This is a genomic window from Formosa algae (genome assembly GCF_001439665.1).
In the GTDB taxonomy this organism is placed as follows: Bacteria; Bacteroidota; Bacteroidia; order Flavobacteriales; family Flavobacteriaceae; genus Formosa; species Formosa algae.
The window spans coordinates 1-20,986 of the sequence record NZ_LMAK01000076.1 but is presented as its reverse complement, the minus strand read 5'-3'; the positions used below and the strand labels follow the sequence as shown (position 1 = coordinate 20,986).

General features: G+C 33.7%; 13 protein-coding genes and 1 pseudogene. 13 read left to right on the top strand and 1 reads right to left on the bottom strand.

The window, feature by feature from the left end; translation table 11 throughout:
• Nucleotides 1-37: 37 nt before the first annotated feature.
• The 3 genes from AST99_RS16185 (at nt 38) to AST99_RS16175 (ending at nt 2,614) form a co-directional block, all read left to right on the top strand.
• Nucleotides 38-637, top strand: coding sequence for a class I SAM-dependent methyltransferase (locus AST99_RS16185; protein WP_232301638.1), 600 nt, complete (start codon nt 38-40; stop codon nt 635-637).
• A 19-nt stretch (nt 638-656) separates the two neighbouring features.
• On the top strand, nt 657-1,577 hold the full coding sequence (queG, locus tag AST99_RS16180) for a tRNA epoxyqueuosine(34) reductase QueG (protein WP_057783544.1): 921 nt from the start codon (nt 657-659) through the stop codon (nt 1,575-1,577).
• Nucleotides 1,578-1,702: 125 nt separating this feature from the next.
• On the top strand, nt 1,703-2,614 hold the full coding sequence (locus AST99_RS16175; RefSeq protein ID WP_057783542.1) for a hypothetical protein: 912 nt from the start codon (nt 1,703-1,705) through the stop codon (nt 2,612-2,614).
• 81 nt (nt 2,615-2,695) lie between these two features.
• Here AST99_RS16175 and AST99_RS16170 read toward each other — a convergent pair whose 3' ends face one another.
• Complete coding sequence (locus AST99_RS16170) at nt 2,696-4,567, bottom strand: BamA/TamA family outer membrane protein (RefSeq protein ID WP_069727871.1); 1,872 nt, start codon at nt 4,565-4,567, stop codon at nt 2,696-2,698.
• Nucleotides 4,568-4,933: 366 nt separating this feature from the next.
• On the opposite strand from AST99_RS16170, the gene AST99_RS16165 reads away from it, so the two are divergent.
• The 10 genes and pseudogenes from AST99_RS16165 to AST99_RS16120 all read left to right on the top strand — a co-directional run.
• Nucleotides 4,934-7,207, top strand: a complete 2,274-nt coding sequence (locus AST99_RS16165) for an NADP-dependent malic enzyme (protein WP_057783538.1) — start codon at nt 4,934-4,936, stop codon at nt 7,205-7,207.
• A gap of 75 nt (nt 7,208-7,282) precedes the next feature.
• Nucleotides 7,283-7,864 (top strand): Holliday junction branch migration protein RuvA, encoded by a 582-nt coding sequence (gene ruvA, locus AST99_RS16160; RefSeq protein ID WP_057783537.1) that lies wholly within the window; start codon nt 7,283-7,285, stop codon nt 7,862-7,864.
• A 6-nt stretch (nt 7,865-7,870) separates the two neighbouring features.
• The gene (gene sov, locus AST99_RS16155; protein WP_057783535.1) at nt 7,871-15,073 is read left to right on the top strand and encodes a T9SS outer membrane translocon Sov/SprA; all 7,203 of its coding nucleotides are present in this window, start codon (nt 7,871-7,873) and stop codon (nt 15,071-15,073) included.
• A 67-nt stretch (nt 15,074-15,140) separates the two neighbouring features.
• The gene (gene gcvH / locus AST99_RS16150) at nt 15,141-15,521 is read left to right on the top strand and encodes a glycine cleavage system protein GcvH (protein ID WP_057783533.1); all 381 of its coding nucleotides are present in this window, start codon (nt 15,141-15,143) and stop codon (nt 15,519-15,521) included.
• Nucleotides 15,514-15,888, top strand: a complete 375-nt coding sequence (locus AST99_RS16145; RefSeq protein WP_057783531.1) for a VanZ family protein — start codon at nt 15,514-15,516, stop codon at nt 15,886-15,888. The genes gcvH and AST99_RS16145 overlap by 8 nt, the downstream gene beginning before the upstream one ends.
• A 63-nt stretch (nt 15,889-15,951) precedes the next feature.
• Nucleotides 15,952-16,671 carry an energy transducer TonB gene (locus AST99_RS16140; protein ID WP_057783529.1) on the top strand — a complete coding sequence of 240 codons (720 nt, stop codon included), beginning with the start codon at nt 15,952-15,954 and terminating at the stop codon, nt 16,669-16,671.
• 118 nt (nt 16,672-16,789) lie between these two features.
• Nucleotides 16,790-17,596, top strand: coding sequence for an energy transducer TonB family protein (locus tag AST99_RS16135; protein ID WP_057783526.1), 807 nt, complete (start codon nt 16,790-16,792; stop codon nt 17,594-17,596).
• A gap of 116 nt (nt 17,597-17,712) precedes the next feature.
• Entirely contained in the window at nt 17,713-19,824 is a 2,112-nt protein-coding gene (locus tag AST99_RS16130) for a hypothetical protein (protein ID WP_057783524.1), read from the top strand.
• Between the two features lie 63 nt (nt 19,825-19,887).
• Entirely contained in the window at nt 19,888-20,781 is an 894-nt protein-coding gene (gene cyoE, locus AST99_RS16125; RefSeq protein WP_057783522.1) for a heme o synthase, read from the top strand.
• A gap of 1 nt (nt 20,782) precedes the next feature.
• Nucleotides 20,783-20,986: pseudogene (locus tag AST99_RS16120) on the top strand (cytochrome c oxidase subunit 3); the annotation flags it as partial.

Here is a 20,986-nt window from a genome sequence, read left to right as displayed (position 1 = left end):
AGGAAATAATTTTCAATGTAATATTTGCCAATTTAAATTGACAAATTTTGTAATACTTAAAACAGGGGATAAGCTTTGTCCAAATTGTGGAAGTCTTCCAAGAACACGACGTTTATTCTCTATGCTAGAAAATCAAGTTACCGATAAAAAAATTTTACATTTTTCGCCTTCTAAAAGTTTAAGCAATAGATTGTCTAAAATAAGCTCCGTTACTTATGAGTCATCTGATTATATGGGAGAGTTTGTGGCAGATAAAAATTATAATATTGAAGCCATAAATATAGGAGATAATAGCTATGATGTTATTATCTGTTATCATATTTTAGAGCATATCCAACAAGATGTTAAAGCTATGGAAGAGCTTTATCGTGTTTTAAAGCCAGAAGGGATGTGTTATATACAAACTCCGTTTAAAATGGGCGAAATTTATGAAGACGATACTATTTTAACACCTGCAGCACGCTTAAAATATTTTGGACAAGAAGATCATCTAAGAATTTATTCGGTTGAAGGTTTAACTTTGCGATTACGCAAAGCTGGCTTTAAGGTAGAAGTCAGGTCTTTTACTGAAGACGATAATCATTTTAATGGTTTTAACCCTTCGGAGACTGTAATTGTAGCAGTAAAAGAGACATAAATAACAAGATTAAAACTACATGTCTTTAAAATCTGAACATACCCATATTATTAAAGCAGAAGCCAAACGCCTCGGTTTTTTGTCTTGTGGGATTAGTAAAGCACAATTTCTTGAAGAGGAAGCTCCACGTTTAGAAGCATACTTAAATAAAAATTTCCATGGACAAATGCAGTACATGGAACATCATTTCGATAAGCGTTTAGATCCGACTAAATTGGTAGAAGGTTCAAAATCGGTAGTGTCTTTATTGCTGAATTATTATCCGCATGAATGTCAAACAAAAGACACTTACAAGCTTTCAAAATATGCTTATGGTAAGGATTATCACTTTGTTATAAAAGAGAAATTAAAGGAATTACTTCACACTATTCAAACAGAAATAGGAGAGGTAGATGGAAGAGCTTTTGTAGACTCTGCACCTGTTTTGGATAAAGCATGGGCTGCAAAATCTGGTTTAGGATGGATTGGAAAACATAGTAATTTACTAACACAACAAGTGGGGTCGTTCTATTTTATTGCTGAACTGATTATCGATTTAGAATTGAATTACGATGGTATAACTACAGACCATTGTGGGAGTTGCACAAAATGTATAGATGCTTGTCCTACAGATGCAATTACAGAACCCTATGTGGTAGATGGCAGTAAATGTATTTCGTATTTTACAATAGAATTAAAAGATCAACTTCCAGAATCTGAAAAAGGTAAATTCGAAGACTGGATGTTTGGTTGTGATATCTGCCAAGATGTGTGCCCTTGGAATCGGTTTTCTAAACCACATAACGAACCACTTTTTAATCCACATCCTGACGTATTAAGTATGACTAAAAGCGATTGGGAAGATATTACTGAAGATACCTTTAAAACCATATTTCAGAAATCTGCTGTCAAGCGGACTAAGCTTGCTGGATTAAAACGGAATATTAGTTTTTTAAAGTAGAACTGGATAGAAAGATGTACTCGAGCTGTAGCTTTAACTGCAATGCAGTCCATAAAAAAAATAATTTTTGTATTTTGAAAGGAAAGTATTTTTAATCGACTATAATAAATTAAACAACGATATAAATGAAGACAACATCTACACTTCTAGGCTTATTTTTAGTACTAAGTTTCGTGGCTTGTAAAGAGGCTCCAAAAAAAGAAATTCCATCAGTTAATACTGAAACAGAAACTGTGGCATCAGAATATAATATTCCAAATTCATGGATAGAAAAAAGAGTAGAAAAAGCTCATATAAAATTAGATAGTACAGAAGCAGGTAAGGTCTTATGGAGTGCTATGGAAGCGCATGGTGGATTAGAACAATGGTTTGCTAACGGGTACTTTTCTTTTCATTTTAATTACGAACCACTAAGTGGAAAAGGGGTAAGAGATTCTTATCAAACCATAGATACATGGAGTAATAAAGCGAGACATCATAGTATGACAGATCCTTCAAACAGTTACGGTTGGGATGGCGAAGAAGCTTGGGTGGTAGCAAAAGATAGTACATCTTTTACTTATGATACTCAGTTTTGGGCCTTAACACCTTTATATTTTTCTGGACAACCTTTTGTGTTAGATGGTCAAGGTGTTAATTTAGAATTGTTACCTGAACAAGAATTTAATGGTGAAATGCAGAACGTAATTAAAGCGACTTATGATGCTGGCGTAGGATCTGCCCCAGACGATTACTATATTTTATATATTAATGCTAAGACTAATTTAGTAGATGCTTTTAAATACATAGTTTCGTATCCAGAGTATTTTCCAAATGGCGGACATGCTCCAGAAAAATTAACAGTTACTCAAGGGCGTACCACTGTAGACGGTATTGTTTTGGCTACAGGGTTTAAAACCTATTGGTCTGCTCCAAAAGAAAAAGATGGAATGGGAGAATATATAACTAAAATCACTGTAGACGACATTAGTTTTGCCCCAACGGTAGAGGATAATTTCTTTTCTGCTCCTGAAGGCGCAGAAATACTGAACAAATAATTGTCAGTTTACATAATACAAGAATATTAAGCACGCCTGAGAATGTAAATTTTCAGGCGTGCTTTTGTATAATTAATCCTATTAAGGATATAAAAGCGTGCTAGGTTTCCCAATAGAAATATCTTGAAATCCAAAATCGTCAGTTTCAAAAGAATTGGTTTTAAAAATGTTTTTCCCTTGTCCAGGAATTTCAGGATAATAAGAAAGAGATAATTGGAAAGAGCTAAATACTAAATAATCATTTCGTACAATAACACCAATTCCAAAAGAGGAATAAATTTTACCATTATGAAGCGAATTATAGTCATCTCCAATGGTGCCCGCAGTAAAATTTACATAAGGATTTAACCTAAAACCTAAGACATCCCAAGGCGAATAAAATTGAGTTTGAGAGGCAATAAGTAATTTTTTTGTACCGTAAATATTAGCATCAAAACCAGGAATTCCTGCATTGTACTTATTACGTAAGGTATAATTCCGGTCGTAACCTAGTGGCTCTGTGTTTTCGTTAAGAGAAACACGATCTGCAAGCGTGTTTAATCTATCAAATCCCAAATTAAGCTGTGGCTTTATAAACTGCCTCATTTTCCATTTGGTACCTATAGAAATTAAGTTGGTAAAATAAGTTGCTCCGATATTTATGGTTGATTGTTCTGACTTGGAATGATTAAAAAATGTTTCTAGACCAATAGAACCACTTAAATATCCCCATTTAAAGTACTCTGCAACTGTAAAACTAGTACCAACATAATATCGGTTTTCTTTGTTTTTTCTCTGATATCCTGAGGTTACTGAAGCGATTAAACCAATTGGCACATCTTCAATAATACCATCTCTAAAAATATAATTGTCTTGTACGAACTGTTGAGAAGCTATTGCTACACTACTTAAATAGAAATTCTCGTTCGAAAAATAATGAATAGAATCGTAAGCCACTGTTGGAGACTCTTTATAATCAACATTAATATAGCGCAATGAGGTTATCAGGTTGGTGGTGCGTTCTTCAATAGATTTTCCTTTAAAAATTTTAAAAGCGTATCCCGCCCAAAAATCATTAGTTCTGTATTTAAAATTTTCATAACCAAGATTGTTTTGAGCATTAGGTAATGAATCTCTACGGAATTGTTCATCTATATATACGCCACCAGCCCATTTGGTTAAAGGTGAATAAAACGTTCTTTCAATATTTAAACTTTTTTCATAAAAGCCATCAAGATCAATATCGTAGTCAATTTCTGTTCTAATATAAGAGTTCTTTATATTGGGAACTATGTAGTTAAATTGATAGCCTGTATTATTTTTATCATACCGTTTTTCTATGGAATTATTAAATTCATGTCCAAACCCCAGAAAATTTCGTTCCTCAAGGTCTATTTTAGTTTTAGATGTAGAGATAGAACCTTTTACAATAAAGCTCCAAGAGTCTAAAACTCGAATTTTAACATCAATAGAATCTGAATCTTGATTGGATTTAGTAGCCTCAATTTTTACACTTCTAATGTAACTTTGAGAACGTATAAGTCGTTCAGATTCATTTAACAACAAAGTGTCTAAAGGTGTTTTTTCTTTAAAAAGCAATAAGTTCTTAATGGCAAATTGCTTGGATTTAATATGAATCTTATTCCCGAATTTATCTATCCATTTGGTGGGTTCCTGAGTAGAGTCTTTTATAGAATACCCAAAAGGATCTAAGGTTTCAATTGTTATGCGTCTTATGGGATTTCCCTGAAACGAAATTAGATTTGGTTTCGATTCTACCTTATTTTTTTTAGACTTTTTACCATCAGTAGATTTAAAAATTAGTTTATGTATGGCTTTGGTAAATTTTTTTCCTTTAGAATAATTCTGAATTTTCTGATAAATCTGAGTACTATCTTTTTTAACAACTTGTGCTTGAGTAGGTAAACTCGCCAAGACCACAAACACTATTAAAAACAAGTATTTTATTCGCATTGATTATATTAAATTTTAACACCCAAGTTATTTAAGATAGTAATTAACTTAAATAAAGCATGTAAAAATAGTTGCTTTTTAATGATCTGTTTAACCGAAACGGAATTGATTTTACACCCAATAGCATTTATGCTAGGTGTTTGATTTAAACCTTCTAAAAATAAAAACCTACTAAAGTACAGCTAGCTGTTTAAATCTATCTTTGAATATTTAAGTATTTTATATTTATTGTTAAATAAACAATGTTATTCTTAAATTGAGACTTGCTTATTGTTAAATTAATAAAACAATATCGTTTTCGTGAAAATTAGATTAGAGTTTAACCGTAATGATTCATACATTTGTTAGTCTATAATACCAGTAACTATGAGTAAACAAAGCAAGAGAAGAGAAGCACTAATTTACCACGCAAAACCTAAGCCAGGTAAAATAGAAGTCGTTCCAACTAAAAAATATGCTACCCAAAGAGACTTAGCACTAGCGTATTCGCCAGGAGTTGCAGAGCCTTGCTTAGAAATAGCAAAAGACAAAGAAAATGTATACAAGTACACCACTAAAGGTAACTTAGTCGCTGTAATATCTAACGGTACTGCAGTTTTAGGGCTAGGAAATATTGGTCCGGAAGCTTCTAAACCAGTAATGGAAGGAAAAGGATTGTTATTTAAAATTTTCGCAGATATTGATGTGTTTGATATTGAAGTAGGAACAGAAAATGTTGAAGAATTTATTCAGACGGTTAAAATGATTGCACCAACCTTTGGTGGAATTAATTTAGAAGATATAAAAGCACCTGAAGCATTTGAAATTGAGCGACGTTTAAAAGCAGAATTAGATATTCCTGTTATGCACGACGACCAACATGGAACTGCTATAATTTCTGCAGCGGCGTTAATTAATGCTTTAGAGATTACAGAAAAGAAGATTGAAGATGCTAAAATTGTAATTAGTGGTGCTGGAGCAGCAGCTATTTCTTGTACACGATTATACCAAGCTTTTGGTGCACGTCGAGAAAACATTGTGATGTGCGACAGTAAAGGTGTAATCCGTCAAGACCGTGATAATTTAACTGCAGAGAAGGCAGAATTTGCGACAGATCGTGATATAAATACGCTAACAGATGCCATGAAAGATGCCGATGTGTTTATCGGACTATCTATGGCCGATGTTGTTACTCCAGACATGTTATTAATCATGGCCGATAATCCAATCGTATTTGCCATGGCTAACCCAGATCCAGAAATTGAATATCAATTGGCTATAGATACAAGAGATGATATTATTATGGCAACTGGCCGAAGCGATCATCCTAATCAAGTGAATAATGTGCTTGGTTTTCCTTTCATTTTTAGAGGCGCTTTAGATGTTCGTGCAACTAAAATTAACGAAGCTATGAAAATGGCAGCCGTAGTTGCTATTGCCGAATTAGCTAAAGAACCCGTTCCAGAACAAGTAAATATCGCTTATGGCGAAACCCGTTTAACGTTTGGTAAGGATTATATTATTCCAAAACCATTCGATCCAAGATTAATTGTAAAAATTCCACCAGCGGTTGCGAAAGCAGCTATGGAAAGTGGTGTTGCAAAAGAACCAATTTTAAATTGGGATCATTACGAATCTGAATTAGAAGGACGATTAGGAACAGATAATAAGTTGATTAAATTATTATTTAATCGTGCTAAAATGAATCCGAAACGAGTGGTATTTGCTGAAGCAGATAAAATAGAAGTCTTAAAAGCAGCTCAAATCGTTTTAGAAGAAGGTATTGCTATTCCAATTTTATTAGGACGTCGCGATACTATTATAGCTTTAATGGAAGAGATTGAATTTGATGCCGATTTAGAGATTATCGATCCAAAATCTGATGAAGAACAAGAACGTAAATCGCGTTATGCAAATGTTTACTGGGAGCAACGTAAGCGTCGTGGTGTAACGTATTATTCTGCAGAGAGTTTAATGCGCGAGCGTAACTACTTTGCTGCAATGATGGTGAGTGAAGGCGATGCAGATGCATTAATTTCAGGGTTTTCTAGAGCATATCCAAGAGTATTAAAACCTATGTTGGAAGTTATTGGAATGGCTAAAGGTGCAACACGTGTGGCAACTACAAACTTGATGATGACACAACGTGGCCCGATGTTTTTAAGTGATACGGCCATAAATGTAGATCCTTCTGCAAAAGATTTGGCAACCATTACTACTATGACTGCGCAAGCCATAAAAATGTTTGGTTTAGATCCTGTAATTGCCATGACCTCGTATTCTAACTTCGGGTCATCAAACAATCCTGGAGCTGCAAAAATACGCGAAGCGGTTTCGTTTTTACACAGACAGTATCCAAACTTGATTGTAGATGGAGAAGTACAAACAGATTTTGCTTTAAATAATGAGTTGCTTCAAGAGAAATTTCCGTTCTCTAAATTAGCAGGTAAAAAAGTAAATACTTTAATTTTTCCAAATCTAGATTCAGCAAATATTACTTATAAAATGTTGAAATCTTTAAACAATGCAGAGTCTATTGGACCAATAATGTTAGGTATGCGTAAACCCGTTCATATTTTACAATTAGGATCTAGTGTAGATGAAATTGTAAACATGACGGCAATTGCTGTGGTAGACGCACAACAAAAGCGTAAACGTTAAGTCGTAATGATTAACGTACAGTGATTTAATATGTGAAAAAAAATGTTACATTTGAAGTTATAAGAAAACTAACAAATGATTTCACATATTCATGGGAAATTGGTAGAAAAAAACCCAACCGATGTCGTAATAGATTGTCATGGTGTGGGCTATTTTCTAAACATTTCTCTACACACATATTCTCAGATTCCTGATCAGGAAAATATAAAATTATATACTCAACTTTTAGTAAAAGAAGATTCCCATACATTGTATGGGTTTTCTTCTATTGCTGAACGTGATATGTTTAAACTATTAATTTCTGTAAGTGGTATTGGGGCCGGAACAGCACGTACCATGCTATCGTCTTTAACACCTAAGCAAGTTCGCGAAGGTATTGCTAAAGAAGACGTAGCCTTAATTCAATCTATTAAAGGAATTGGAGTAAAAACAGCACAACGTGTAATTATAGATTTAAAGGATAAAGTTTTAAAGATATACGATATTGATGAAGTTTCTGTGTCTGCAAACAATACCAACAAGGATGAAGCGTTATCTGCTTTAGAAGTTCTTGGTTTTGTTAAGAAACAAGCAGAACGTGCTGTCGAGAAAATTTTAAAGACAGAGCCAGATGCTTCCGTAGAATCCATCATAAAACAAGCTTTAAAAAATTTATAATACATTTTGAATACAACTCACTTTAACGCTATTAATTTCACAACAAAAATATATCTTCTTTGTTTTGTTCTGTTTTTAGTAAGTGCCAGTGCTTTTGCTCAGGTTGCTCCTGCGACAGAACAAGATAGCATTAAAACTGGTCATGCTTTAGGGCGTATACATATGAATAATCCATCAAGTATAGAGTCTAAATATACTTACGATGCGTTTACAGATCGTTATATCTATACCGAAACGGTTGGCGAATTCAATATAAATTATCCCATAATACTAACACCTGCAGAGTACGAAAGATTGGTACAAGCAGAGAATTTAAAATCGTATTACAAGCAAAAAATTGATGCTTTCGATGGTAAAAAAGAAGGATCAGAAGATGCTAAGAAAAATTTGCTCCCAGAATTTTATGTAAATTCAAGCTTCTTTGAATCTGTTTTTGGAGGAAGTACTATTGAAGTGATTCCACAAGGTTCTGTAGAAATGGATTTAGGTGTATTATTTTCTAAACAAGATAATCCGTCGTTTTCTCCTCAAAACCAAAGTAATTTTAGTTTCGATTTCGATCAGCGTATAAGTTTAAGTTTGCTTGGTAAAGTAGGAACACGTTTACAAGTTACAGCAAACTACGATACAGAATCGACTTTCGATTTTCAGAATTTAGTAAAATTAGAATATACACCTACCGAAGACGATATTGTTCAGAAAATTGAAGTCGGTAATATTAGTATGCCTTTAAATAGCTCGTTAATTACGGGAGCACAAAGTTTATTTGGAGTTAAAACACAATTAAAGTTTGGTAAAACTACAGTTACAGGTGTATTTTCTCAACAGAATTCAGAAACGACCACTGTCATCTCAGAAGGTGGTGGGACTTCAGAAGAATTTGAACTATATGCAAGAGACTACGACGAGAACAGGCACTTTTTCTTAGCTCAGTATTTTAGAGAAAAGTATGATGCTGCTTTATCAAACTATCCGTTTATTAATTCAAACATTCAAATTACAAATATTGAAGTTTGGAAAACTAATAGAACTAACGAAACCGATAATGTTAGAAATATTGTAGCGTTTCAAGATTTAGGAGAATCTAATCCCGAATTTATAAACTCTGCCGTTAATGTGTATGCCAGCTCTGGCGCATATCCAGATAACGGAAATAATGGTTTTGACCCTACCGCGATTGGGAATGCCAACTCTCAATTAACTTCGGCAGTAAGAGAAGTATCTACAGTGCAATCTGGGATTTTAGTATCAGGAACGAGCGAAGGATACGATTATGGTAAGCTTGAAAATGCAGATAAATTAGTTAAGAATACAGATTATACCGTTAACACCCAATTGGGGTATATTTCATTAAGTCAGCGATTAAGTAGTGACGATATCCTTGCGGTAGCTTTCCAATTTACTGTAGGCGGAAAAGTCTATCAGGTTGGGGAATTTGCTAGTGATGGAGTAGATGCAACAGGTATAGATGATAGTGGAGACCAAACTGTAGTAACCAATAACAATTTAGTTTTAAAATTACTTAAAAGTTCTACAACCAGTGTCGCTCAGCCTGTTTGGAAACTGATGATGAAGAACATTTATGATACTGGCGGATATCAATTATCAGAAGAAGATTTTAAATTAAATATATATTATAAAGATGCATCTGCACTAAACTTTATAACGCCGGTTAATGGTGATTTTGGGACAACTTTTAACGGTGATGTTATTGAAGAAGTAGCCTTATTACGATTATTTAATTTTGATAAGCTAGATTATAATGGAGACCCTCAAACCAAAGGAGACGGATTTTTCGATTATGAAGAAGATATCACTATTATGTCTTCTGAAGGAAAAATTATATTCACTAAAGTAGAGCCTTTTGGAGAGTATTTATTCGATGTTTTAGATGTAGCGACAGGATCTGAAGATTACGATTTTCCTAGTACTTATAACGAGAATCAGAAAAAATACGTCTATAATGAGTTATATCAAGTCACAAAAACTAATGCTTTAGATTATGCCGAGAAGAACAAGTTCCAGTTAGTTGGTAAATATACTTCTTCAGGAAGTGATGGTATTTCTATTGGAGCTTACAATGTAGCAAGAGGTTCGGTAACGGTTACCGCAGGAGGACGCCAATTGATAGAGGGGATAGATTATACTGTCGATTATCAAATGGGAACCGTAGAGATTTTAGATGAAGCTTTAAAAGCTTCAGATACACCAATACAAGTCTCTACAGAAAATAATTCGCTTTTTGGTCAGCAAACCAAAACTTTTATGGGGTTAAATGTTCAGCACCAGTTTAATGATAAATTTGTTTTAGGCGCTACCATTTTAAATTTAAATGAAAAACCCATTACTCAAAAATCAAGTTATAGTTCAGAATCTATAAATAATACCATTTTTGGTATTAACGGAAATTACTCGACAGAGTTACCGTTTTTAACTCGTTTAGTTAATAAATTACCAAATATAGATACAGATGTGCCATCTAATGTTTCTGTACAAGGTGAGTTTGCCTATTTAATTCCGGGAACGTCTTCAGGTTCGGATTTTGATGGAGAATCAACCGTGTATGTCGATGATTTTGAAGGTACACAAAGTGATATTTCTTTATTAACTCAAGATTCATGGACTTTAGCTAGTAGGCCTTTAGACCTAGGTGTACCAGGAAATACTAATGAAGATTCTAACGGAATCCAAAACGGATATCAACGTGCCATGTTAAACTGGTATACTATTGATCCGCTTTTCTACACTAGTGAACGTCCGTCGGATATGACTGATGATGATATGTCTAGTTTATATACTAGTCGTGTTTACATAGACGAACTGTTTCCAGAACAAGATGTTGCCTCAGGCCAATCTACAGTAATAAGTACTTTAGATTTAGCGTATTATCCTCAAGAACGTGGGCCTTATAATTTCGATCCGAATACTAAAAGTGGTGTAATTCAAGACCCGCAATACAGTTGGGCAGGAATTACTAGGGAGCTAAGTACTACAGATTTTGAACAATCTAATGTAGAGTATATCGAGTTTTGGTTACAAGATCCTTTTCAGGAAAATGAATCTAATCCAGGAGGGAAATTAGTATTTAACTTAGGGAATGTTTCTGAAGATGTTATAAAAGACGGAAAAAAACAATACGAAAACGGATTGCCTGACGATGGCGATATCTCCATACTTCCAACAACCGCATGGGGAACTGTTGTCCCTCAAAACCAATCGTTAGTTTATGCTTTCGATACAGAAGGTACAGAACGTACAAACCAAGATGTTGGGTATGATGGTTATGACGATACAGATGAAGGAGCCGTTTTTGGAACAGACTTCGGGGCCGATCCTTCTAATGATAATTATGTGTATTATTTAAATACAACGGGAGATATTTTTAATCGTTATAAGTATTATAATGGATTAGATGGGAACTCTCCAGATGTGTTTACAGATACCAATAGAGGATCTACAACTCTACCAGATGTAGAAGATATTAACCGTGATAACACAATGAATACCATAAACAGTTATTACGAATACGAACTAGAATTAACACCACAAAATTTACCAGATAATGCGAGCGACGTAGGGAATATTCCAGATTCAAACCCGTTAAGTGAATATATAAAAGATATTAAAGTAGAGTCTAGAACCTTACCAAACGGACAAAGTACAAACGTAAGATGGTATCAATTTAGAATTCCAGTAGAAGATGATAACGCTACAGCTATTGGTGGTATTTCAGATTTGAGATCGGTGCGTTTTGCTCGTATTTATTTAAAAGATTTTACAGATACAACCGTATTCCGATTTGGAACTTTAGACTTAGTTAGAAGTGATTGGATTCGTTATACATTAGCATTAGACGATAATGATATTTCTCCAGACGACCAAAATACTGAGTTTTCTGTAGGTGTAATTAGTACGTTAGAAAATGACGGAATTTATGAGTCTCCACCAGATGTAGAACCAGAAGAATTATATAGTAATAACACGGTGATTGAGCAAGACGAGCAGTCTTTAGTGTTAGATGTTTGTGGTTTAGAGGTTGAAGATTCTAGAGGTGTTTATAAAAGCATCACTTTAGATATGCGCCAGTATAACAATTTACAAATGTTTGTCCATGCTGAAGATGACGGCGCTCTTGGACTAAGTGATTACCCTGTGGCATTTATTAGAATGGGTAGTGATTTAACAGAGAATTATTATCAAATAGAAATTCCGTTAGAGGTAAGTACAGGCTCTTCTAGTGAAGCACTTTGGCCAGAAAATAACGAAATTAATCTGTCTTTAGATTTGCTACAAGAAGCGAAATCTTTAGGACTAGCAGCAGGTACATTATCTAGTGAAGATCCTACGTTTTACGATGTGATTGAAGATGAATTAAGTTTGGTAGAAGATCCGTATTCTGGATATGTGCTAGGGCAACATCGTATTGGTATTAAAGGAAATCCGAGTTCAGGTGATGTTAGAACTTTAATGCTAGGAATAAAAAACGGGTCTACTAGTGAGCAATGTGGTACGTTTTGGTTTAACGAATTGCGCTTATCCGATATGGATAGTGAAGGAGGTTGGGCAGCTGTTGTAAGCATGGATACCAATATTGCAGATTTTGCAAGTTTAAGTGTAACAGGAAGTCAGAGTACGGCTGGTTTTGGTACAATAGAGCAAAGTTCTACAGAACGTAGTTTGGAAGATGTGGTGCAGTATGATTTAGTTGCTAATGTAAATTTAGGGCAATTATTACCAGAAAAATGGGGCGTGCAAATTCCGTTTACTTATGGTGTAAGTGAAGAAACATCGACTCCTAAATATGACGAATATTATCAGGATATTGAACTAGATGCTATTTTAGAAAGTACCACGAATAAAGATTCTGTATTAAACGTTAATCAAGATTATACTAAGCGAAAAAGTATCAACTTTATTGGAGTAAGGAAGATTAGAACCAAAGAGACTAAACCTCATTTTTACGATGTAGAAAACTTTACTTTAAACTACTCGTATAATAAAGTAAATCATCACGATTTTGATATCGAGAGTTCTGTAGAAGAAACTATTAATTTAGGTGCTAACTACGGTTATAATTTTACTCCAAAAACCATCGAACCTTTCAAAAATAACGACTCTTTGTTTACAGGGAAATATTGGAAAATATTAAAAGATTTCAACTTTAATTATTTACCAACAACCTTTACGGTGAGTTCTAGTTTCTTAAGAGATTATAACAAACAAACCTATAGAGAAGTAGAGCTTGTAGAAGGAAATATTGGAGTAGAAGATTTATATAGACGTAATTATACCTTCGATTTTCAGTATGCGTTTAGTTTCAATCTTACACGTGCGTTACAGCTTAATTATACCACTTCTAGAAGTAATATTGTAAAGAATTATTATACAGATGATACTAACGAATTGCAAGATGCCAGCTTAGATGTTTGGGATGGCATGTTCGATATGGGAGAACCTAATACTCTCTACCAACAACTTGGTATAAATTATGAATTACCATTGTATAAACTACCGTTTTTAAGTTTTTTACAGGCAACTTATTCATATACCGGAGATTTTCAATGGGAAAAAGGATCAGACTTGTATGGAGACCTAGAGATAGATGGAGAAACTTACGATCTGGGTAACAGCATACAGAATGCAAATGTGCATAACATAAATACGTCTATGGACTTAACTAAGCTGTATAAATATGTAGGTTTGGTTAAAAAGAAAACGGCTCGTGTAACTACGTCAAGACCATCGCCTCGAGATTTACCTCAAGATGGCGGTCCTGTTGCAGAGCAAGCATCTGCTAAAAAGAAAAGTAACACTTTGCTAAATGCAGGAATCGATTTGGTGACCATGGTAAAACGTGTGCAACTAAATTATCAAGAAAATAATGGTACCTACATACCAGGATATTTACAAACACCAGGATTTTTTGGAACTGTAGAGCCTACATTTGGATATACCTTAGGTAGTCAAGACGATGTTAGGCAAATAGCAGCTAGTAATGGTTGGTTAACCTTATATGAAGATTATAACGAGCAATATATAGAAACACATAACAGACAGTTAGATATCTCGGCAAATTTAGAACCTGTAAGCGATTTAAAAATTGATTTATTATTTAATCGTTTGTATTCAGAAAGTCTAACCGAAAATTATGTGATTAATGAGGTCGATAATAATTACGAATACGAATCTTTAACACCTTATACATATGGTAATTTTAATGTGTCTACCATCATGATTAAGAGTTTCGGAAAAAGTACGGCATCAGAGTCTAAAGCCTTCGACGATTTTAAAGCCAATAGATTAACCATATCTAGACGTTTAGCAGAACGTGCAGGTGTAGATATGACCAACCCAGATAACTTCGAGGATGGAGATATTAATAGCTATGCTTTAGGTTTCGGAAAAACCAATCAAGCTGTATTATTACCATCATTTTTATCAGCTTATTTAGGCGAAGATCCAGGTGGTGTAAGTTTAGGAGCATTTAGAAATGTACCGTTACCAAACTGGGATTTAAAATATACAGGTTTCATGAAAATGGCTTGGTTTAAAAAACGTTTTAAAAGATTTTCTATAAGTCACGGTTATAGATCAACCTATACTATTAATCAATTTACAAGTAATTTAAATTATAGTAATGTAGATTATTCTGTAGATTATTTAGAACAGTCTGACGATGTTTTTAATGAATCTGGCGATTATAAAAACAAGAATTTATACAGTAATATTAACCTAACAGAAATGTTTAGTCCGTTAGTCCGTATAGATTTCGAAATGAATAATTCTATAAAGGTTTTAGCCGAGCTTCAAAAAGATAGATTACTATCCTTAAGTTTCGACAACAATTTAATGACAGAGATTGTCGGTAACGAGTACATTTTAGGATTAGGGTACAGAATTAAAGATGTTCGAATGAAATCGAAACTAGCCGGTCCAAATCAAACCATAGTGAGTGATATTAACATGAAAGCAGATGTGTCTTTCAGAGATAATCAAACCATCATTAGATATTTAGATTTAGATAATACCCAAATTACATCAGGACAAACCATTTGGGCGTTAAAATACACTGCAGATTATACGTTCAGTAAAAACTTATCTGCGATCTTTTATTTCGATTATAGTTTCTCAGAATATGCGATATCAACCTCGTATCCGCAGACCACTTTAAGTACTGGTTTAACTTTACGTTATAATTTTGGGAATTAAAGCATTTAAGTTTGATATTCTAACTTGAATAAATACATTTGTTAAACCTAATTTAAATTTTATATAAATGAATATTCCATCAGAATTAAAGTACACTAAAGACCACGAGTGGGTTAAAATAGAAGGTGATGTAGCTACAGTAGGTATTACAGATTTCGCACAAAGCGAATTAGGTGATATTGTATATGTTGAAGTAGAAACTGTAGATGAAACTTTAAACATTGAAGACGTTTTTGGAACAGTGGAAGCTGTAAAGACCGTTTCTGATTTGTTTTTACCTTTATCTGGTGAGATTATAGAATTTAATGAAGGTTTAGAAGATGAGCCTGAAGTTGTAAATTCTGATCCTTATGAAGGCGGATGGATGATTAAAATTAAATTTAGTAATCCAGAAGAGCTTGAAACATTATTGTCAGATGCAGATTATAAAGCCTTAATAGGTGCTTAAAAAATCCGTTCTAATTCCAGCAGCTTTACTCTATACGTTTGCATTAGCAACGCTGAGTTTGGTTAATTTAAACAATATCACAGAGGGCAGTCCTAAAAATAGTGACAAAGCATTTCATTTCTTGGCATATTGTTTGCTTGCATTAGTTTGGTATATCGTATTTAAATACGGTTACAAGTGGTCACAAATAAAAGCACTATGTAGTGCAGGTCTATTTTCAATAAGTTTTGGTGTATTAATAGAATATCTTCAAGGGAATTTTACAGAAACACGCCAATTTGATGTTTTAGATATTGCAGCAAACAGTGCCGGAGTAATTATAATGCTCTTAATTTTAGCGATTAAGAAGAAAACTGAACATAAATAAATATAAACGTTTGCTTTTTTGCCAAATAAATGGTTATTTTAGCAATCCTGAAAACAATATATTATGGAACCTAAGAAAAATCCTCAAGCAAATGTTTCTCGTAACAGTGCTTTATACTTTGCGATTGGTTTAGCAATAATGTTAGCCTTAACCAATTTTGCTATCAATTACAAAACTTACGATAAAGAAGCTATCGATATCGGTATGATTAATATGGATGAAGAATTGGAAGAAGAAATTCCAATTACTGAGCAGTTAAACACACCGCCACCGCCACCACCGCCACCAGCAGCACCAGAAGTTATTGAGGTTGTAGAAGATGAGGTTGAGGTTGAAGAAACTGTAATTGAATCTACTGAGACAAGTCAGGAAGAAGAAATTGCAGAAGTAGAGGATATAGAGATTGAAGAAGTAGACGAAGATGTAGAGGTTCCGTTCTCAATTATTGAAAACGTACCAGTCTTTCCAGGATGTGAAAAAGGAAGTAATGCTGATAAGAAAAAATGTATGTCAGATAAAATTTCAAAATTTGTTGGGAAAAATTTCGATACAGATTTAGCTGGAGAATTAGGATTATCAGGAAGACAACGTATTAACGTAATCTTTAAAATTGGTAAAGATGGTAACATTACAGGTGTACGTGCAAGAGCACCACACCCTAAATTAGAACAAGAGGCTGCTCGTGTAATTAATAAATTACCAAAAATGAAGCCAGGAATGCAACGTGGTAAAGCTGTAATTGTGCCTTACTCACTTCCAATTGTATTCCAAGTACAGGATTAAATACAACAATATTGTTTATATAAAAATCCCGATACATTTCGTATCGGGATTTTTTTTTTTTTTTTGCGGCACGCTTATTGTTAATTTATCATAATATTAACATTTAAATTTAAATATTATGACAGATTTAAAGCAAAAAGAATTGTTGTTGTCTAAAAACAACGATAAAAGCGATGTAATTCGCAGTAAGGATGTGCAGCTTAAAAACAACACGATGATTTATTTCCAAATTGGATTAATTGTGTGTTTACTCTTAGTCTACGGTTTGCTGGAAACGTCCTTTAAGCAGGATGCCTTACCTAAGGTAGATTATGCTGCAAATATTGAAGAATCTTCAGAATACATGATGGACGATTTTATAATTTATGAAGCACCTAAAGATGCGCCGTCCATTGAGCAAAAAACTGTTAAAAAAACCATTTTAAGCGATACACCTATTATTGTAGATGATGATGCTACAGTTGAAACAGATTTTAAAGATGTGTTTACTCAGTCCGATGATGCACCAGTTTTAAAAGATGCATCCGACCTTGATATTGTAGAGGTTCCAGAAGATGAAGATGAAATTTTTAATATGATGGGTGTTGAGGTTGTTCCAGTGTTTCCAGGTTGTGAATCTTCAAAATCTAACGAAGCCCGTAAAACGTGTATGTCTGAAAAGCTTTCTAAATTAATTCAAAAAAAATTTAATGTCAATTTAGCTTCAGAAGAAGGACTTACTGGTATTCAAAAAATACATGTTCAGTTTAAAATAAATAATAAAGGAGAGGTTACTGATGTAAAAGCACGTGCGCCAAATAAAACATTAGAGAACGAAGCAAAACGTGTTATCGGCCAAGTGCCAACTATGATTCCGGGAAAGCAACGTAATAAAAATGTAAGTGTAATGTATACTATGCCTATTTTATTTAAGGTTCAGAATTAAAACGCTTAGAAAACCTATTAAAAGTCGATATGATGTGTAATCGTATCGGCTTTTTTAATTTCTGTCTTCTTAAAAAATAGTATCTTTCGGCGTTAAACTAATTGCTATCATTTTTTATGAAATCATTACTTGTAATACTACTGCTTGCATGCCCTATCTTGCAGTATGCACAAAACCAACAAATACAACAACACTTTTCCGAGAAACCGCCTGTATTTAAAGATTGCGAAGCTTCAACGCTTGACAATCTGCAATCGTGTTTCGATGAAACTGTTTATAATTTTGTTTATCATGCATTTCAAATGCCAGAAGAGGTTGTTCAAGATCAATATAAAGGGGAACTTATAGTGCTTTTCGAAGTAGATAAATCTGGTGCTTTTAAAGTATTATATACAGACGCGATGTATCAGTCTCTTCAAGATGAAGCGAGACGTGTATTTAATCTTCTACCAAATATAAAGCCAGCACTTTATAATGGCAATCCTGTATTTAAGCAATATTCGGTTAAAATCCAGATTCCTTTAGTTGCTTATCAGCAACAGACAGAACCAATTGCTACTGTAGCTGCAATTAATCCTATAGAAGACCGTGTAAAGAACGAATTAGATAGTATTAATAAGTCGGTTAAATTTAATACAAAAAGGCAGTTTAAAAGCACGCTAAATATTCCATTTAGTCACAGTTATTATGCGAAGTTTGATAGAAATATCAATCTTGTGGGTACAAATAGTCATACCGGATCTAAACCATTATTGTATTCAGATGTTAGTAATTACTACGATTTTGAAGCCGAAGAAGCACTGACAAAGAAAGACGTATCAACGTGGTTAGGACGTAAATTCTGGAACGATCATTTGGTAGAGGTAGAAGGTGAAAATTATTGGTTTACTGCAGATCCTATTTTCGATTTACAAGTCGGAAAAGATACAGAAGCCGATTTTAATTATACTTATAACAATACTCGAGGTGTAAATTTTCAGGGAGGCTTAGGAAAAAACTTTAGTTTCTCAACCTCGTTTTATGAAAGTCAAGGACGATTTGCGCAGTATTACAACGAATATGCTGAAAGTTTACAAGCTTGGGGACCAGATCCAGCCATAATTCCTGGTCGTGGTATTGCCAAAGCATATAAAACAGATGCTTATGATTATCCAGTAGCAGAAGCTTATATGTCCTATTCGCCAGCAAAGTTTTTAAACGTACAATTTGGTCATGGTAAAAACTTTATAGGAGATGGGTATCGCTCGTTATTGTTAAGCGATGTGTCTATTCCTTCTCCGTTCTTAAAGTTGAATGTCTCGTTTTGGAAATTAAAATATACCAGTACATGGTTATGGTTAAAAGATGTTAGAGATGAAGTTGTAGAAGATAAAACCTATTTAACCAAATACATGTCTAATCATTATTTAAGCTTAAATGTTACAAAACGCTTAAATATTGGATTGTTTGAATCTGTAGTGTGGCGAAATACCAACGATAGAGGTTTTGATGTTAATTATTTAAACCCAATTATCTTTTTACGTGCTATAGAATTTGAAACGGGTCAAGGTGCAGGAAATGCCCTTTTAGGACTAACCTCGAAGTATAAGCTAAACGATAATATGAATCTATACGGACAATTTATTTTAGATGAATTTTCTTTGGATGATGTTACTGGCGGAGATAAAAGTTGGAAAAATAAATACGGTTTCCAAATAGGATATAAATACTACAATGCGTTTAAGGTTGATAATTTAATGCTACAAGCAGAATATAATCAAGTGCGTCCTTATACCTATTCACACAATACCATTACACTAAACTACGGTAACTACAATCAATCTATGGCACATTTGTGGGGAGCCAATTTTAGAGAGTTTATTTTAATAGGACGTTACAATTATAAGCGTTGGTTTGCAGATGCTAAATTAATAGTAGGTGTAAGAGGATTAGATTACGATACCGATGAGGATAGCTATAGTTATGGAGGCGATATTTATAAAGATTATAACGATAGACCTTACGATACTAATGTTAAAATAGGGCAAGGTATTAAAACAAAAACGGTAAATGCAGAACTGCAAGCAGGCTATTTAATTAATCCGGCGACCAATTTAAAGCTGTTTACAAACATTAGTTACCGTAATTTCGACCCAGATGCCATAACCTCAACAACTTTTCAAAGTAATACCGTATGGTTTAATGTAGGTTTACGCAGCGACCTATTTAATTGGTATTTTGATTTGTAGAATTAACTTTTCAAAGTATATTTGCGCACTTTAAATTAATTAAAGCGATAAGTAATCGACACCTTGAGTAGTACACAATCGTCTATTAAGACCCATTCTCTAATTTCAGATTTTAAAGAAATCACTAAAATGCGCTTATCTATAAGTGTGGTGTTCTCTTCTTTAACTGGATATTTGTTGGGTGTGGATACGGTTGATCTAAAAACACTAATCTTATTAGGTATTGGTGGCTATTTTATGGTTGGGGCGTCTAATTCATTCAATCAAATTATTGAAAAAGATTTGGATATTTTAATGGATCGCACCAAGAACAGGCCTATTCCTGCCGGCAGGATGTCTGTAAATATGGCATTTATAATTGCATCTGTATTTACATTATTAGGTATTATAGTATTGTACACTATTAATCCTAAAACAGCAATGTTTGGCGCTATATCTATATTTATTTATACGTGTGTGTACACGCCGTTAAAAACAAAAACGCCATTGTCTGTTTTTGTCGGAGCCATTCCAGGGGCTATTCCGTTTATGTTAGGTTGGGTTGCAGCAACAAATAGTTTTGGAATAGAACCAGGTGTATTGTTTATGTGGCAGTTTTTCTGGCAATTTCCTCACTTTTGGGCTATTGGTTGGTTTTTGTTTGAGGATTATAAGAAGGGTGGTTTCTTTATGTTACCAACTGGAAAACGCGATAAAGGTACTGCTGTACAAATTATAATGTATACTGTTTGGACCATTATAGTATCTATAGTACCCGCTTTTGGTTTTACAGGGAAATTATTTTTAACACCATTAGCAGCCGTAATTGTATTTCTTTTTGGATTAGTAATGTTATATTACGCTATTCTTTTATTTAAAAAGATGACTGCTTTAGCTGCAAAACAATTAATGTTAGCCAGTGTATCTTACATTACGCTAATTCAAATTATATATGTACTAGATAAATTTTTAAGATAATATGGATTTAACAGAAGGTACTTTAGAAGAAAAAACATACAGAGCAAAGAAAGTTATGCTTTGGTTCGGGTTAATTTCCTTAATCATGACATTTGCTGGGTGGACCAGTGCATTTATTGTAAGTAGTAATAGACCAGATTGGTTAGAAGATTACCAACTGCCAAATGCATTTTTAATTAGTACGATTTTAATTTTAATAAGCAGT

What these genes read in the sequence shown, in the direction of transcription:
- queG (WP_057783544.1), top strand. Translation starts at nt 657, where the DNA reads ATGTCTTTAAAATCTGAACATACCCATATTATTAAAGCAGAAGCCAAA.
- AST99_RS16175 (WP_057783542.1), top strand. Translation starts at nt 1,703, where the DNA reads ATGAAGACAACATCTACACTTCTAGGCTTATTTTTAGTACTAAGTTTC.
- AST99_RS16170 (WP_069727871.1), bottom strand. Translation starts at nt 4,567, where the DNA reads ATGCGAATAAAATACTTGTTTTTAATAGTGTTTGTGGTCTTGGCGAGT.
- AST99_RS16165 (WP_057783538.1), top strand. Translation starts at nt 4,934, where the DNA reads ATGAGTAAACAAAGCAAGAGAAGAGAAGCACTAATTTACCACGCAAAA.
- ruvA (WP_057783537.1), top strand. Translation starts at nt 7,283, where the DNA reads ATGATTTCACATATTCATGGGAAATTGGTAGAAAAAAACCCAACCGAT.
- gcvH (WP_057783533.1), top strand. Translation starts at nt 15,141, where the DNA reads ATGAATATTCCATCAGAATTAAAGTACACTAAAGACCACGAGTGGGTT.
- AST99_RS16140 (WP_057783529.1), top strand. Translation starts at nt 15,952, where the DNA reads ATGGAACCTAAGAAAAATCCTCAAGCAAATGTTTCTCGTAACAGTGCT.
- AST99_RS16135 (WP_057783526.1), top strand. Translation starts at nt 16,790, where the DNA reads ATGACAGATTTAAAGCAAAAAGAATTGTTGTTGTCTAAAAACAACGAT.
- AST99_RS16130 (WP_057783524.1), top strand. Translation starts at nt 17,713, where the DNA reads ATGAAATCATTACTTGTAATACTACTGCTTGCATGCCCTATCTTGCAG.